General features: G+C 71.8%; 12 protein-coding genes. 8 read left to right on the forward strand and 4 right to left on the reverse strand.

Annotation, left to right across the window (positions count from 1 at the left end; all coding sequences use genetic code 11):
• Positions 1 to 16: 16 nt before the first annotated feature.
• Both BEK98_RS32305 and BEK98_RS32310 read right to left on the reverse strand, forming a co-directional pair.
• Positions 17 to 892: a hypothetical protein gene (locus BEK98_RS32305; protein WP_094220271.1), complete on the reverse strand. Its 876-nt coding sequence runs from the start codon at positions 890 to 892 to the stop codon at positions 17 to 19.
• Positions 893 to 997: 105 nt separating this feature from the next.
• Entirely contained in the window at positions 998 to 2,755 is a 1,758-nt protein-coding gene (locus tag BEK98_RS32310; protein WP_094220272.1) for a glycoside hydrolase family 35 protein, read from the reverse strand.
• A 98-nt stretch (positions 2,756 to 2,853) separates the two neighbouring features.
• Here BEK98_RS32310 and BEK98_RS32315 point away from each other — a divergent pair, with 98 nt between their 5' ends.
• The 4 genes from BEK98_RS32315 to BEK98_RS32330 all read left to right on the forward strand — a co-directional run bounded on the left by BEK98_RS32315 (position 2,854) and on the right by BEK98_RS32330 (position 7,665).
• The gene (locus tag BEK98_RS32315; RefSeq protein ID WP_094220273.1) at positions 2,854 to 3,732 is read left to right on the forward strand and encodes a helix-turn-helix domain-containing protein; all 879 of its coding nucleotides are present in this window, start codon (positions 2,854 to 2,856) and stop codon (positions 3,730 to 3,732) included.
• A gap of 56 nt (positions 3,733 to 3,788) precedes the next feature.
• On the forward strand, positions 3,789 to 4,139 hold the full coding sequence (locus BEK98_RS32320; protein ID WP_094220274.1) for a chorismate mutase: 351 nt from the start codon (positions 3,789 to 3,791) through the stop codon (positions 4,137 to 4,139).
• A gap of 81 nt (positions 4,140 to 4,220) precedes the next feature.
• Positions 4,221 to 6,701 carry an aminopeptidase N gene (gene pepN / locus BEK98_RS32325; protein ID WP_094220275.1) on the forward strand — a complete coding sequence of 827 codons (2,481 nt, stop codon included), beginning with the start codon at positions 4,221 to 4,223 and terminating at the stop codon, positions 6,699 to 6,701.
• Positions 6,702 to 6,828: 127 nt separating this feature from the next.
• Positions 6,829 to 7,665, forward strand: coding sequence for an NAD(P)H-binding protein (locus tag BEK98_RS32330; protein WP_094220276.1), 837 nt, complete (start codon positions 6,829 to 6,831; stop codon positions 7,663 to 7,665).
• Here BEK98_RS32330 and BEK98_RS32335 read toward each other — a convergent pair.
• Complete coding sequence (locus tag BEK98_RS32335) at positions 7,662 to 8,201, reverse strand: GNAT family N-acetyltransferase (protein WP_244202087.1); 540 nt, start codon at positions 8,199 to 8,201, stop codon at positions 7,662 to 7,664. The two genes, BEK98_RS32330 and BEK98_RS32335, sit on opposite strands and share 4 nt — an antisense overlap.
• A 204-nt stretch (positions 8,202 to 8,405) precedes the next feature.
• On the opposite strand from BEK98_RS32335, the gene BEK98_RS32340 reads away from it, so the two are divergent.
• Both BEK98_RS32340 and BEK98_RS32345 read left to right on the forward strand, forming a co-directional pair.
• The gene (locus tag BEK98_RS32340; RefSeq protein WP_094220277.1) at positions 8,406 to 9,764 is read left to right on the forward strand and encodes a pyridoxal phosphate-dependent decarboxylase family protein; all 1,359 of its coding nucleotides are present in this window, start codon (positions 8,406 to 8,408) and stop codon (positions 9,762 to 9,764) included.
• On the forward strand, positions 9,761 to 11,173 hold the full coding sequence (locus tag BEK98_RS32345; RefSeq protein ID WP_094220278.1) for a lysine N(6)-hydroxylase/L-ornithine N(5)-oxygenase family protein: 1,413 nt from the start codon (positions 9,761 to 9,763) through the stop codon (positions 11,171 to 11,173). The genes BEK98_RS32340 and BEK98_RS32345 overlap by 4 nt, the downstream gene beginning before the upstream one ends.
• A gap of 42 nt (positions 11,174 to 11,215) precedes the next feature.
• On the opposite strand, the gene BEK98_RS32350 is transcribed toward BEK98_RS32345, so the two are convergent.
• Positions 11,216 to 13,021 (reverse strand): bifunctional metallophosphatase/5'-nucleotidase, encoded by a 1,806-nt coding sequence (locus BEK98_RS32350; RefSeq protein ID WP_094220279.1) that lies wholly within the window; start codon positions 13,019 to 13,021, stop codon positions 11,216 to 11,218.
• Positions 13,022 to 13,170: 149 nt separating this feature from the next.
• Between BEK98_RS32350 and BEK98_RS32355 the strand changes: the two genes are divergently transcribed.
• Together BEK98_RS32355 and pyk are read left to right on the forward strand one after the other, a co-directional pair.
• Positions 13,171 to 13,866, forward strand: coding sequence for an SIMPL domain-containing protein (locus BEK98_RS32355; protein WP_094220280.1), 696 nt, complete (start codon positions 13,171 to 13,173; stop codon positions 13,864 to 13,866).
• 154 nt (positions 13,867 to 14,020) lie between these two features.
• Positions 14,021 to 15,457 (forward strand): pyruvate kinase, encoded by a 1,437-nt coding sequence (gene pyk, locus BEK98_RS32360; RefSeq protein ID WP_094220281.1) that lies wholly within the window; start codon positions 14,021 to 14,023, stop codon positions 15,455 to 15,457.
• The last annotated feature ends 15 nt before the right edge of the window (positions 15,458 to 15,472 follow it).

A 15,472-nucleotide genomic window follows, 5' to 3' on the forward strand; every position in this document is an offset into this window, starting at 1 on the left:
GAGCGGTGTCGTGAACCTAGGTGTCGCACTCCAGCACGGTCCGGCACAACCCGCACCGCGCCCGTACCCGCCCCCGCACCGGCACTCTGATGCGCTGGTGGCAGGTGGGGCAGGGGAAGGAGACGCGGAGGTGGCCGGCGGGGTCGGGGCTGAAGGCGTAGGGCGCTCCGGGCGGGACGCCGTGGCGCCGGTCGTGGGCGTAGCGGCGGCGGCCCGCCCAGCCGGCCCCGGTCAGCGGCGGCTGCTGCTGGTCCCGCCGGGCCCGGTCCATGCCCTTGGCGTAGGCCGTGTACGCCTGCGGACTGGTGAACCACACGGAGGGATCCTCGTCGAAGAGCAGGGACCGCTTGGCGAGGACGTAGCCGAACTCCTCGGGGGTGAGATAGCCGAGCTTCTGGGAGGAGACCCCGTCCTCGCGGAAGGCGTCCAGCAGCAGCCAGCCCGCGCCCAGGTAGGTCGTCGCCGTGTCCGTGAGGATCTCGTTCTCCGCCGTGGTGGGGAAGGCGAGGTCGAGGCGGTGCAGATAGACGTGGGTCACCTCGTGGGCGAGGGCCGCGCCGATGTCCCTGCGGTGGGTACGGAAGCGGTCGTTCAGCTCGACGAAGTACTCGGGGCCCGCCGCCAGTTCGACATTGGCCGCGTGGGTCATCTCCCGGAAGCCGACGATCAGCCGGGCATCGGGCAGCCGGAAGTGCCGGACGATCTCGCGGGCCACCCGCTGCGCGCCCAGATGCAGGTCGTCCACGTCACTGAAGGCCACGTCGGCGGGGGCCACGCTGGTCGAGAAGGTCTGCACGGTGTCGTACGACAGCCGTTTGTACAGCGCGGTGATGGCGGCCCGCACCGTCTCCAGATGCGGGTAGCCATGCTCGACCGGTCCGCCGTTCGCCACGTCCGACCCCCAGAGACGCCCAGAACCGCCTTCCACTCTATGCGGGCGTGAGCGGATTTTCGCGCACCGCGTCGGCCGCTCCGCAGCGGCCGGCCGACGAGGGGATCAGACCGGCAGCAGCCGCGGCGCGCCGGGCCCGGGTCCCGCCTCCTGCAGCTCCAGCACCCACACTTCGTTCTCGCCCTCCCGCAGCACCGGCCCGGGGAGGTACAGGGACCGCTGCGGTCCCACGGACCAGTAGCGGCCGAGGGCGAAGCCGTTGACCCAGACGAAGCCCCGTGTCCAGCCCGGCAGTTCGAGCCGGGCGTCCCCGGCCCCGCGGACGGTGACGGTGCCCCGGTACAGCCCCGGGGCGCCGTCCCCGGAGAGCGCTCCGAAGGGCACCGCCTCCAGGCCGTCGTCGAAGGCGTCCAGATCGAGCCCGCGCGCGCGTACCCCGTGCAGATACTGCCGCTCGTGCAGGACGCCCCCGGTGATGCCCTTCGCCTCGCCGCACCGCGGCCCGTAGTTGACCCTCCCCAGGGACTCCACCCACAGCTCCACGCGCGCGGGGCCGGCGACGGGCTCCTTCAGCCGGGGCTCTTCCTCGGTGAGCACCCCGGCCCGCTCGCCGTCCACGTACACCACCGCGAGATCCCTGAGCCCGCGCACCGTCAGCGGGTACGGCTGCCGCGGTCCCGGCACGCTCACCTCGTAGCGCACCAGGCCCCGGGCGACGTCCAGTTCCTCGAAGGCCGGCGGTACGGGGGTGACGGTCTCCTCGCCGCCGAGCGCCTCCAGGACGTCACTCATGGGTGCCCATTCGGTGAGCGCCACCTCCGTTGGAGAACCCAACGGATCAGGTAGCGGCGGCGGTTCGGGCAGCGGATCGGGGTGGTACTCGGCCAGCACCTCGCGGAAGCGCCAGAACTTCTCCGTGGGGCGCCCGTACTCGTCGACCGGCGCGTCGTAGTCGTACGAGGTCGCGTCCGGCTCCAGCGGACCCTCGTGCAGCTCGCCGCCGCCCCGGTTGGCGCCCGCCCAGCCCCCGAAACTCGTCCCGCCGTGCGCCATGTACAGGTTCACCGAGGCACCGCACTCCAGGATCTCCCGCAGCGCCCCGGCCGCCTCCCCGGGGTCCCGTACGACGTGTTCGCCGCCCCAGTGGTCGAACCAGCCGCACCAGAACTCCATGCACATCAGCGGGCCCCCGGGACGATGGCGGCGCAGCGTCTCGAACGCCGCGCGCGCGTGGGAGCCGAAGTTCACCGTGGCGAGCACCCCGGGCAGCGAGCCGCCGGTGATCATGTGGTCCTCGGGGCCGTCCGAGGTGAACAGTGGCACCGTGACCCCCTTGACCCGCAGCAGCTCGGCGAGCTGTTCGAGGTAGTCCGCGTCCGAGCCGTAGCTGCCGTACTCGTTCTCGACCTGCACCATGATCACCGGGCCGCCCCGGTCGATCTGCCGGGGCACGATCTCGTGCAGCAGAGGGCGGAACCAGTTCCGTACGTGGAACAGGAAGCGCTCGTCACGGGTACGCGCGCGCGTGCCCGGCTCGCCCGTCACCCAGTGCGGAAGCCCGCCGTTCTCCCACTCGGCGCAGATGTACGGCCCCGGCCGCACGATCGCCCACAGGCCGGCCTCGCGGACCGCGTCCAGGAACCGGCCGACCGCCCGCACGTCCCGAAAGCGCCCCGGGCCCGGCTGGTGCAGGTTCCACGGGACGTACGTCTCCACGCAGTTGAGGCCCATCGCCCGCAGCATCTCCAGCCGGTGCCGCCACTGCGCCTCGTGCACCCGGAAGTAGTGCAGCGCGCCGGACAGCAGCCGTACCGGCCGCCCGTCCAGCAGGAAGTCGGATTCCCCCACCGTGAACTCGCTCATGCACCCGAGCCTCGGCCCTGGCGGCGACCGGCGCCATGGACGAAGATCGGCGCTGCTTGGACAAAAGTCCGCCGTCCCCGACGCCGGGAGGAGCGCCGATGTACCACACCTGGATGCGGTTCTTCAGCCCCGGCCCCGCCCACCACCGCCTCGGCCTGGTCTGCCTCGGCGTCGGCCTCCAGTACGGCACGCTGCCCACGGTCGGCCCCCGCACCCTCGACCACCACGTGGCCGTCGTGATCAGCACGGGCGGCGGCTGGTACCGGGGCGCCGACGGCCGACGTACGACCGTCACCGCGCCCGCGCTGCTGTGGCTCACCCCCGGGGTGCCGCACCACTACGGGCCCGACCCGGACACCGGCTGGGACGAGGGCTTCGTCGACTTCGCCGGGCCCGCCACCTCGACCTACACCGAACTCGGCTACATCGAGCCCGAGCGGCCCGTCGTCCCGCTCTCGGACGCGGCCGGGCCCCGTGCGGTCGTCGCCCGCATCGCCCGCGCCGCCCGCCGCGGCAACCCCCTCCTGGAGGTCGAGACCGGCGCAGCCGTCCACGAACTCCTCGTCGCTCTGCGCCGGGCCCGCGCCGACCTCGCCCCCGACGGCGACCAGGTGCTGCAGGCCCTGGCCCGGGACGCCTGCAGGCCGATGAGCGTCGCCGACCACGCGCGCGTGCACGGCATGACCCCCGCCGAGCTGCGTGGCGCCGTCCGCCGCGCCGCCGGATGCAGCCCCAAGGACTACCTGCTCCGCATCCGCCTGGGCCGCGCCAAGGAACTCCTCGCCGCCACCGAGCTGCCCGTCGCGGCCGTCGCCCGCCGCGTCGGCTACGACGACCCCGCCTACTTCTCCCGGCTGTTCACCCGCCGGGTCGGCCTCGCCCCCGTCCGCTTCCGCGCCCAGCAGGGCCGCAGCGTCCCCGGCGGCTGGAGCGACCGCATCCCGGATCCGGACGATCCTCCGATGATCGGCGACTGATCGCATGGTGATCAGCCGGTGATCGGGAGGCGCCGCGCCCCTTAGGGTTGACGCCCATGACCATCAGCAACACCGGTACCGGTGACGTCGACCCCGCGGTCCGCCAGGAGCTGGAGCGGCTGCGCGAGAGCATCGACAACATCGACGCGGCCGTCGTCCACATGCTCGCCGAGCGCTTCAAGTGCACCCAGCAGGTCGGCCGGCTCAAGGCGGTGCACCAGCTGCCGCCCGCCGACCCGGCCCGCGAGGCCCGGCAGATCGAGCGGCTGCGCAGCCTCGCCGAGAACGCGAGGCTCGACCCGGCGTTCGCGGAGAAGTTCCTGAACTTCATCATCGCCGAGGTGATCCGGCACCACGAGTCCATCGCCGAGGACACCGCGAACGGGCAGCCGGCCCAGGCCGACTGACCAGCCGCGAGGGGATTCGGACAAAAGGCGTGTACCGATCCACCCCTGTGCGCTGTCAGTGCGATCAGGCAGCATGGCTGCATGTCCGTCATCACGCGCGACGAAGCGCAGCTCCGAGCACAGTTCCTCGACGTCCACCGCTACTCGATCGAGCTCGACCTCACCACGGGGGACGAGACCTTCGACTCCCGTACCGTGATCAGGTTCACCGCGCGGACCGACGGGGACACGTTCGTCGAGCTGAAGCCCGCCGAGCTGCGCGCCGTCACGCTGGACGGACAGCCCCTCGACCCGGAGTCCTTCCAGGACGACCGGCTGCCGCTGCGGAACCTCACCGCCGGCGAGCACGAGCTGCGCGTCGACGCGGCCATGCGCTACTCCCGCACCGGCGAGGGCATGCACCGCTTCACCGACCCCACCGACGGCGAGACGTACGTCTACACCCAGCTGTTCCTGGACGACGTCCAGCGGGTCTTCGCCGCCTTCGACCAGCCCGATCTGAAGGCCGTCTTCGAGCTCACCGTCACCGCGCCCGACGGCTGGACCGTCCTCGCCAACGGCATCACCGAGCACCTCGGCGAGGGCCGCTGGCGGGCCGCCCCGACCCCGCTGATCTCCACCTACCTCGTCGCCGTCGCCGCCGGCCCCTGGCACTCGGTGCGCACCGAGCACCGCGGCCTGCCCTTCGGCATCCACTGCCGCCGCTCCCTCGCGCCCCACCTCGACGCCGACGCCGAGGAGATCCTCGAGGTCACGCGCGCGTGCTTCGACCGCTACCACGAGAAGTTCGAGGAGCCCTACCCCTTCGACTCCTACGACCAGGCGTTCGTCCCCGAGTTCAACGCCGGCGCCATGGAGAACCCCGGCCTGGTCACCTTCCGCGACGAGTTCGTCTTCCGCTCGGCGGTCACCGACACCGAGCGGCAGACCCGCGCCATGGTCATCGCCCACGAGATGGCCCACATGTGGTTCGGCGACCTCGTCACCCTCAAGTGGTGGGACGACATCTGGCTGAACGAGTCCTTCGCCGAGTACATGGGCTACCAGACCACCGCCGAGGCCACCCGCTTCACCGACACCTGGACCGACTTCGGGGTCGCCCGCAAGGCCTGGGGCTACGACGCCGACCAGCGCCCCTCCACCCACCCGGTGGCCCCCGAGGCGGTCGACGACACCGCCTCCGCCCTGCTCAACTTCGACGGCATCTCCTACGCCAAGGGCGCCTCCGCGCTGCGTCAGCTGGTGGCCTGGCTCGGTGAGAAGGACTTCCTCGCCGGCATCAACATCCACTTCAAGCGGCACCGGTTCGCCAACGCCACCCTCGCCGACTTCATCGACTCCCTCGCCGCGGCCACCGAGCGCGACGTGCACGCCTGGGCCGACGCCTGGCTGCGCACCACCGGAGTCGACACGCTCACCCCGGCGATCGAGACCGCCGACGGCACCTGCGCCCTGACCGTCGAGCGCGCGGGCAGCCGACCGCACCGCGTCACCGTCGGCGTCTACGACCGTGACCTCGGCGACGAGGGCCGCCTCACCCTGCGCGAGCGCATCGGCCTCGACGTCCCGCAGACCGCCCCGGAGCCCATCGGCAAGCGCCCCGCGCTGCTCCTGGTCAACGACGGCGACCTGACCTACGCCAAGGTCCGCTTCGACACCGAGTCCTTCGAGGCGGTCCGCGAGGGTCTGTCCGGGCTGCCCGACCCGCTCACCCGCGCGGTGGTGTGGAACGCCCTCAGGGACGCCGTCCGCGACGGCGAACTCCCGCCCCAGGCCTACCTGGAGACGGCCCGCACCCATCTCCCGCTGGAGACCGACCTGGCCCTCGTCCAGGGCGTCCTCGCCTTCGCCTCCACCCACGTCGCCGACCGCTTCCTGCGCCCCGAGGACCGCCCGGCCGCTCTCGCCACCCTCAGCTCCCTCTGCCGCGACCTGCTGCGCCGCACCGAGGACGGCGACAACCCCGGCCTGCGCCTGATCGCCGTACGGCACTTCATCGACGTCGCCGCCCACCCCGACACGATCGCCGCCTGGCTCGCCGACGGCACGGTGCCCGGCGGGCCGGAACTCGACCCCGAGCTGCGCTGGCGCATCCTCGGCCGGCTCGCCGTGCTCGGCGCCACCGACGAGGCCGCGATCGCCGCCGAGCTGGAGCGGGACCCGTCCGCCACCGGCCAGGAGGGCGCCGCCACCTGCCGTGCCGCCCTGCCCGACCCCGAGGCCAAGCGGGCGGCCTGGGAGGCGATGTTCGTCACGGACGACCTCTCCAACTACCTGTTCACAGCCACCGCGCGCGGCTTCTGGCAGCCCGAACAGGCCGACCTGGTACGCGGGTACGTGTCGCGCTACTACGAGGACGCGGTCGCCCTCGCCGCCCGCCGCGGCCCCGCCATCGCCGTCGCCGCCGGCCGCTGGGCCTTCCCGCACCACGCCGTCGACGCCGAGAACCTCGCCCTCGGGGAGGCCTGCCTGCGCGAGGCCGACCCGGTCGTCGCCCTCCGCCGCAAGCTGGTCGACGAACTGGACGACCTGGCCCGGGCGTTGCGGGTACGGGGGGAGTAGGGCCAGGGACGTAGGGCGCGGCCGGGGCGGCTGGTCCCTGACGACGATGCGGAGGGCCGATCGTCCTTCCTAGGCTCGGAAGGCCAAGGACGACCAGGACGATCAACCCGAGCCCAGGAGGCAACCCGTGATCGTAGTCACCGGTGCGACCGGCAACGTCGGCCGTGCCCTCGTCGAGCGTCTCGTCACCGCCGGCCGGCCGGTACGGGCACTGACCCGCGACCCCGAGCGCGCGGGTCTGCCCCAGCGGGCCGAGGTGGTGGCGTTCGCGCCGGAGGAGTCGGTGGCCCTGTTCGAGGGAGCGAGCAAGCTCTTCCTGTACGTCCAGGCGGCCGGCGAGCGGACGGCCGCCCTGCTGGAGGCCGCGCGCACGGCCGGGGTGCGCCACGTCGTCCTGCTCTCTTCCGGGATCATCCAGGAGGGCGCCGACGAGACCCATCCCATCCACGTCATGCACGCCACCGCCGAGCGGCAGATCCGTGACAGCGGCCTGGAGTGGACGTTCCTGCGCCCCAACGCCTTCGCCGTCAACGCGTTGCAGTGGGCGCCGCAGATCCGTGGCGGCGACACCGTCCACGGTGTCTTCGCGGGCATGCTCACGGCGCCCATCCACGAGGACGACATCGCCGCCGTGGCCGAACGCGCCCTGCTGGACGACGGTCACGAAGGCGCGGTCCACCGCCTCACCGGGCCCGAGGCGACCACCAACACCGACCAGATCGCCGCGATCGGCCGGGCCGTGGGCCGCGAGCTGACCTTCGTCGAGGTGCCCCCGGAAGAGGCGGGACCCAAGCTGTTCCCGCACGCCCCGCCGGAGTTCGTCCAGCCCTTGCTGAAGAGCTTCGCCGCCACCGTGGGCGTACCCCCTGAGATCACCGCCACGGTCGAGAAGGTCACGGGCACTCCGGCGCGCACCTTCGAACGGTGGGCACAGGATCACGCGGACGACTTCCGAGGCGTCTAGAACCTCAACTCCGCCCGCAGTACGCCCCTTTCGCCCCGCCCCGCCCGCCGGTTGCCCACCTCGGTCGGGGCGGGAGCGGCGACGGCCAGGGTGAAACCGAGCCGCTCCAGGAAGCACTCGCCGGAGCGCCAGCCCGCCGGGACCGTCGCCGTGACCAGGGGCACCCGACCGGCGCGGGCCAGCAGGGACTCGGCCAGCGCACGGCCGAGGCCGCGGCCTCGCGCCCACGGCGCCAGCAGGAACAGGCCCACCGCCACCGCGCCCGGCTCCGGATGGTCCCGTACGGCGTCCACCAGGCCCGCGACCACGCCGTCCCGCTCCAGCACCAGGAGCACCTTGTCGTCGGGGCTCGCGCCCTCCGGCAGCGAGTAGAACAGGCTCTGCACGTCCCCGGGCCCCGACGGCAGTCCCGTCGCCGCCACGAACCAGTCCTCGCACTCCGCGAACAGCGTGAGCAGCGGCACCTCGTCCGCCGGACCGGGCTCGCGCACCACCACCCGCTCACCGGGCACGTCGATCATCCACGCGTCAACCACCCGACCGACGTTAGCCGCAGGTCACCACGCTCCAACGCGTTTTCCCCGTACGGCAGTACCCACTTTCGGGTTCCGATCGTTGGGCTTTCCGGACGCGTGGGATTCTTCCCGTACAAACTGGAAGAACGCCGTACAGAAGTCCCTGCACCAGCCGGAAGCCGGCATGGTCGCCCCCCTTGTCCCCGCGCCCCGGAGGAGAGCCCCATGAGCCTGCCGCCCCTCGCCTCAGGACCCGACGGCCCCGAAGCCCTGCGGCCGCTCCTGGACACCGTCATAGACGCGCTCGCGAGCGGCGCCCGGGCCCGCGGCGGACCGCTGCCGGCCGGCGGGCCCGAGGCCGTCGCCGCACGGATCGCCGACGCCCTCGGGGACGTCCTGCCGGACGACGGCGACCCGGGCGCGCTGCACGCCCTCGTGCGGGCCCTGGCCGAGGGCGCCGCCGACCCCGCGGACCCGCTGTGCGCGGCCCATCTGCACTGCCCGCCGCTCGCCGTCGCCACCGCCGCCGACCTCGCCGCGAGCGTCCTCAACCCGTCCCTGGACTCCTGGGACCAGGCCCCGGCCGCCTCCGCGCTGGAGGCCGAGGTCACGCGCGCTCTCGCCCAGGAGATCGGCCTCGCCGACGCCCTGGTCACCACCGGCGGCACCGAGTCCAACCAGCTCGCCCTGCTGCTCGCCCGCGAGGCCCACGGCGGCAGCGTCCACCTGGTCTGCGGGGCGAACGCCCACCACTCGCTGCCCCGCGCCGCCTGGCTGCTCGGCCTGCCCGAGCCGGTCGTCGTCCCCGCCCCGGGCGGCACCCTCGACCCGGCCGCCCTCGACGCGGCCCTGACCGCGCTCTCCGGCCCGCTGCTGGTCGCCGCCACCGCCGGCACCACCGACGCCGGGCTCATCGACCCGCTGCCCGAGATCGCCGGCCTGTGCACCGCCCACGGCGCCCGCCTGCACATCGACGCCGCCTACGGCGGAGGCCTCGCCTTCAGCGACCGGCACCGGGACAAGCTCGCCGGACTCGAAGCCGCCCACACCGTCACCCTCGACCTGCACAAACTCGGCTGGCAGCCGGCCGCCGCCGGCCTCCTCGCCGTGGCCCGGCCCCGCGAACTCGCCGTCCTGCACCAGCGCGCCGACTACCTGAACGCCGACGACGACACCGAGGCCGGACTCCCCGACCTGCTCGGCCGCTCCCTGCGCACCACCCGCCGGCCGGACATCCTCAAGATCGCCGTCACCCTCAGGACGCTGGGCCGCGGCGGACTGGGCACCCTGGTCGACCAGGTCTGCGCCCGCGCGCGCGAGTTCGCCGCGCTCGTCCAGGGCCACTCCGGCTTCGAGCTGTACGACCGGCCCGTCATCAGCACGGTCCTGTTCCGGCCCGCCGGAGCGGACGACGACACCGTCGCCGCCGTACGCCGCACGCTGCTGCAGGAAGGCCGGGCCGTCCTCGGCCGCGCCCGTCTCGACGGCCGCCTCTGGCTCAAGGCCACCTTCCTCAACCCCCACACCCGGCCGGACGAACTGGCCCAGCTCCTCAAACTCGTAGAAGGAACGACCCCCAGATGACCATCCCCCCACGCCACGAGCCCGAGTCCCCGCGCGACCTGGTCGGCATCGGCATCGGCCCCTGCAATCTCTCCCTCGCCGCCCTCGCCCACCCGCTCGCCGAACTCGACGCCGTCTTCTACGAACAGCGCCCCGCCTTCGACTGGCACCCCGGCCTCCTCATCGAGGGCGCCACCATCCAGGTGCCGTTCCTCGCCGACCTGGTGACCCTCGCCGACCCCACCAGCCCCTGGAGCTTCCTCAACTACCTCAGGACCCGCGAGCGGCTCTTCCCCTTCTACTTCGCCGAGCGCTTCCAGATCCAGCGCGCCGAGTACGACGCCTACTGCCGCTGGGTCTCCGAGAACCTCCCCGGGCTGCGCTTCCGCCACCAGGTCGACGCCGTCCGCTGGAACCCCGAACGCGATGTGTTCGAGGTCGACCACACCCAGCTCGACGCCGAGGGCGAGGCCGAGGCGCTGGGCCGCACCTACACCCGCAACGTCGTCCTCGGCGTGGGCACCGCCCCCTATGTGCCCGACCCGCTCAAGCCTCTGGTCGAGGCGCCCGGCGTCCCGGTCTTCCACGCCGCCGACTACCTCGACCACCGCGCCGCCGTCCTCGCCGCCGAGCACGTCACCGTCGTCGGCTCCGGACAGTCCGGTGCCGAGGTCTTCCTCGACCTGCTCCGCAACCGCCCCGCCGGACACGAGAAGCTGCACTGGATCGGCCGGAGCGAGGCGTTCGCGCCGATGGAGTACTCCAAGCTCGGCCTGGAGCACTTCACCCCCGACTACACCCGCTACTTCCACGCCCTCGCCGAGCCCGTCCGCGACCGGCTGGTCGCCGCCCAGTGGCAGCTGCACAAGGGCATCGACGCCGGCACGCTCGCCGAGATCCACGACGAGCTGTACCGGCGCACCCTGGACGGCGGCTGGCCGGACGCCGTCCTGACCCCCGGTGTCAGCGTCCGCACCGCCGGCCGCATCGCCACGACCAAGGTCGAACTGCACCTGGAACACGTCCAGCAGGGCAGCCGCTCCCGGCTCACCACCGACGCCGTCGTCCTCGCCACCGGCTACGGCGAACGCCCGCTCGGCCGCATCCTCGCGGGGCTCGACCCCTACCTGCGCCGCGACAGCAGCGAACGCCTGCGCATCGACGACGAGTTCCGGCTCGTCCTCGACCCCTCGGTCACCGGATCGGTGTACGTCCAGAACGCCGAGGTCCACACCCATGGCGTCGGCGCCCCCGACCTCGGCCTCGCCGCCTGGCGCAGCGCCTCCATCCTCAACTCCCTCACGGAGAAGGAGCCGTACCCGCAGCCCCTCCGAACGGCCTTCACCACGTTCGGACTTCAGGAGCAGCGGTCCAGGGTGCCGCAGACCAGGCAGGCGAAGCAGCTGACTCCGCTGGTCGAGGAAGGGTGAGAGAGGCGTTCCCTGGAACGGTGTTCCAGGGAACGGCTTTCCCTAGAACACCGGCGTGCCGTTCCGCGTCAGCTTCCAGTCCACGGACGCGAAGTCCTTCGGGTCCAGGACGCCCTTCGTGGTGACCCACTCCGCGATCCGGGTGCGGATCTCCGTCGACTCCGACCACAGCTCCTTGGCCGAGGCGACATGCGGGAAGGCGCCGCCGCCGTTGGCACGGTAGTTGTTCACCGCGAACACGAACTGCTGGGCGTCGTCCAGCGCGGCACCGTTGAAGGTGAGGTTCTTGATCCGCGAACCGGCCGGCTGGGCGATGTCGATGTCGTACGACAGGCCCGAGACGTAGTCGTAGTTGTAGTCGGGACGGCCGCCCGCGTTGGTCAGCTTCTCCACGTCGACGGCGGCGTCGGCGGCCGTCTGGACGTAGTACTGCGCCGAGTACTCCAGGTACGCCCGCACCTGGGCGCCCGTCAGCAGCTTGGCGACCAGCGTGTTGTCGTACACGTACAGGCTCGACAGGTCCCGGATGGTCACGTTGCCGGCCGGGATCTCGGAGGTCCGGGAGAACGGCGAGGCCTGTGCGATCACCGGCAGCGAGGCGTACTCGGTGCCCGCCAGCGCGGCCTTGACCACGTCCTCCTGGACCTTGGTGATCAGGTCGATGATCGGGGCGTCCTTGTAGCGGGCCTCGACGGTCGTCAGGGTCGCGGTGGCGGTGCCGACGACCTGGTTCACGTACGTCACGACCTTCGCGTGCTCGTCGCTGAGCAGCTTGGTGATCTTCGGGTCGTCGGCGACCGAGTTGGAGTTGAGCACCTTCGAGGAGACGGACTCGACGGTCCACCGGCCCTTCTCGAAGACCAGCTCGATGTCGAACACGGACAGCCGCTCCGCGTACGCCAGCGGCTCCGACAGCACGACCGTCTTCCCGGTCTTGTCGTTGGTGACCTTCAGCTCCGGGATCTCCACGTGCGCGTGGCCGACCAGGACGGCGTCGATGTCCGGGACCTGCTTGGCGACGTTGGCGGCCGCGTTCTCCACGTACGGCAGCTGGTCACCGTACGACGAGGTGCCGGAGGACCCGGAGTGCGCCGAGACCACGACGACGTCGGCACCCAGTGCCTTCAGCTTCGGCACCCACTTCGCGGCCTGCTCCTCCAGACCCGGGAACGCCAGCTTGCCCTGCACGTACGCCTTGTCCCAGATCGCGATGCCGGGGTTGGTCAGGCCGAGCACGGCGACCTTGACCGGCCGGGCGCCCGGCACGTGGAAGGTCTTGATGAAGTAGGGCGGGAAGGCGGGCCGCAGCGTCTTGGCGTCGACCGCGTTGGCGCCGAGCAGCGGGAAGTCCAGCTGGTCCTCGAACTTGCGCAGGGTCTCGATGCCGTAGTTGAACTCGTGGTTGCCGAGCGCCGCCGCGTCGTACCCGATCGCGTTCATCGCCTGCGCCATCGGGTGCACCGGGCCGCCCTTGGCGGTGATCGGGTCGACCTTGGCGTAGTAGTACGTCAGCGGGGTGCCCTGGATCGTGTCGCCGGCGTCCAGCAGCAGCGTGTTGCAGTGGCCCTTCTCCGCGCGGATCTGGTTGACCAGCGTCGAGATCCGGGCCAGGCCCTGGGCGTTGCCCGCCTTGTCGGTGTACTCCGCGTTCTTGAAGTAGTCCCAGTTGAAGACGTGGCCGTGCAGGTCGGTGGTGCCCATGACGGTGAGCGAGTAGCGCTTCACGTGCTTCCCGGGCGTCTGCTGCTCGGCCGCCTCGGCCGCCGGAGCCGCCGCCGCACCGGCGATCGCCACTCCCGCCCCCGTCGCGGCGGACTTCTTCAGGAACTTCCGGCGGTTCAACGGCATCTCTCGGTCTCCTCGGGGAATGGTCAACAACGCGCGTAGATTCTGACCCGTTCATGACCGACGGCAACAGGTCCATGAGGTTTCGATCTGGTGACCTGTGAGGTGAACTCCGGCCGCCGAAGCGGGAGGTGCGTGACAGAGTGGGACGTATGACCTCTCCGTCGACCGTCCCGTACGGCACCCCCGACGCCCCCCTCCTCGTGGTCCGCGGCGAGGCCGAACTCGACGTCGAGCCCGAGATCGCCCGCATCGGTGTGACCGTGAGCGCCCGCGGCCGCGACCGGCGCTCCACCCTGGACGACCTCACCCGTCGCAACACCGCCGTCCTCGACCTCGTGAAGTCCTACGGCGACGCGGTGGAGGAGCTGTCCACCGGCGCCTTCTCCATCACCCCGGAACTCACCGAGCGCGGCCGGGGCGAGCGGGTGCGCAGTTACCAGGGCCGGGTCCACCTCGGCGCCGAGTTCTCGGACTTCACCGTCCTCGGTGAACTCACCACCCGCCTGGCCGACTTGGACCTGACCCGGGTCGACGGCCCCTGGTGGTCCCTGCGCCCCGGCTCGCCGGTGCACGCGGAGGCCAGGCGGCGGGCGGTCGGCGACGCGCTCCAGCGGGCCCGGGAGTACGCCGAGGCCCTGGGCACCTCGATCGCCGCCCTGATCGAACTGGCCGACACCGGCGCCGAACGCCCGCGGGCCGGCGGGGCCGCCTTCGCGCGGAGTGTCCGGCGCATGGGCATGGCCGAAACGGCCGAGCCCGCCGAACCTCTCGATCTGGAACCCTCGCGACTGCGGGTGACGGCCCAGGTCAGCGCTCAATTCACTGTGGTGCCGCCGCGACTGTGAATTGTGCGGGCCGAGAATCGACGCCCGAAAAGAATCGCTCATAGGAGCGGGCGGCTGCACAATTCAACACTTGTCAATAGCCCTTTACGCAAAGGTTGTTGAGTGGTCATGTAGCCCGGATTCTCTACCGGCGGGTAAGGCCTAGGCTCGAATCATGCGCCGAGCGAAGATCGTCTGTACTCTGGGGCCCGCCACCGACTCGTACGACCAGATCAAGGCCCTGGTCGAGGCCGGAATGGACGTCGCCCGCTTCAACCTCAGCCACGGCACGCACGCCGAACACGAGGAGCGTTACCAGCGCGTACGGAAGGCGGCCGACGAAACCGGTCGCAGCGTCGGAATGCTCGCCGACCTTCAAGGTCCGAAGATCCGGCTCGGCCGCTTCAGCGAAGGACCCGTACTCCTTGAACGCGGCGACTCGTTCACCATCACCGTGGAGGAGGGCGTCGAGGGCGACCGCCACACGTGCGGCACCACGTACGCCGGCCTCGCCGCCGATGTCACCCCGGGTGAGCGCGTCCTCGTGGACGACGGCAAGGTCTGCCTGGAGGTCACCGCCGTCGACGGCCCCCGGGTCCGCACCCGGGTGATCGAGGGCGGGGTGATCTCCGACCACAAGGGCCTGAACCTCCCCGGCGTCGCCGTCTCCGTGCCCGCCCTCTCCGAGAAGGACGAGGACGACCTGCGCTGGGCGCTGCGCACGGGCTTCGACGTCATCGCCCTCTCCTTCGTCCGCAGCGGCAAGGACGCCGCGGACGTCCACCGCATCATGGCGGAGGAGGGCCGCCGCCTCCCGGTGATCGCCAAGGTGGAGAAGCCACAGGCGGTCGACAGCATCGACGACATCGTCGCCGCCTTCGACGGCATCATGGTCGCGCGCGGCGACCTGGGTGTGGAGATGCCGCTGGAGCAGGTCCCGATCGTGCAGAAGCGCGCGATCAAGCTCGCCAGGCGCAACGCCAAGCCGGTCATCGTGGCCACCCAGATGCTGGACTCGATGATCGACAACTCCCGTCCGACCCGTGCCGAGGCCTCGGACGTGGCCAACGCGGTCATCGACGGCACGGACGCGGTGATGCTGTCCGGCGAGACCAGCGTCGGCAAGTACCCGATCGAGACCGTGCGGACCATGGCGAAGATCGTCGAGGCGGCCGAGGAGGACCTGCTCGCCAAGGGCCTGCCGCCGCTGACCGAGCGGAACAAACCCCGCACCCAGGGCGGCGCGGTCGCCCGGGCCGCCGCCGAGATGGGCGACTTCCTGGGGGCGAAGTTCCTGGTGGCGTTCACCCAGTCGGGAGACACGGCCCGTCGGCTGTCGCGCTACCGCTCGCCCATCCCGCTGCTGGCGTTCACCCCGGAGCAGGCCACCCGCTCCCAGCTCAGCCTCACCTGGGGGGCGGAGACCTTCCTCGGCCCGCACGTCGACTCCACGGACGCCATGGTCGACCAGGTGGACGAACTGCTGCTGAAGTACGGCCGCTGCCAGAAGGGCGACGTCGTGGTCATCACGGCGGGCTCCCCGCCCGGTGTCTCCGGCTCGACCAACCTGGTCCGGGTGCACCACATCGGCGAGGACGACAGTCCCACATAGTGGAACGCGCTACGG

This window comes from Streptomyces diastatochromogenes, assembly GCF_002242805.1.
In the GTDB taxonomy this organism is placed as follows: Bacteria; Actinomycetota; Actinomycetes; order Streptomycetales; family Streptomycetaceae; genus Streptomyces; species Streptomyces diastatochromogenes.

Coding starts and splice junctions, on each gene's coding strand:
- BEK98_RS32320 (WP_094220274.1), top strand. CDS start 3,789: ATGACCATCAGCAACACCGGTACCGGTGACGTCGACCCCGCGGTCCGC.
- BEK98_RS32355 (WP_094220280.1), top strand. CDS start 13,171: ATGACCTCTCCGTCGACCGTCCCGTACGGCACCCCCGACGCCCCCCTC.
- pepN (WP_094220275.1), top strand. CDS start 4,221: ATGTCCGTCATCACGCGCGACGAAGCGCAGCTCCGAGCACAGTTCCTC.
- BEK98_RS32340 (WP_094220277.1), top strand. CDS start 8,406: ATGAGCCTGCCGCCCCTCGCCTCAGGACCCGACGGCCCCGAAGCCCTG.
- BEK98_RS32310 (WP_094220272.1), bottom strand. CDS start 2,755: ATGAGCGAGTTCACGGTGGGGGAATCCGACTTCCTGCTGGACGGGCGG.
- BEK98_RS32350 (WP_094220279.1), bottom strand. CDS start 13,021: ATGCCGTTGAACCGCCGGAAGTTCCTGAAGAAGTCCGCCGCGACGGGG.
- pyk (WP_094220281.1), top strand. CDS start 14,021: ATGCGCCGAGCGAAGATCGTCTGTACTCTGGGGCCCGCCACCGACTCG.
- BEK98_RS32345 (WP_094220278.1), top strand. CDS start 9,761: ATGACCATCCCCCCACGCCACGAGCCCGAGTCCCCGCGCGACCTGGTC.
- BEK98_RS32315 (WP_094220273.1), top strand. CDS start 2,854: ATGTACCACACCTGGATGCGGTTCTTCAGCCCCGGCCCCGCCCACCAC.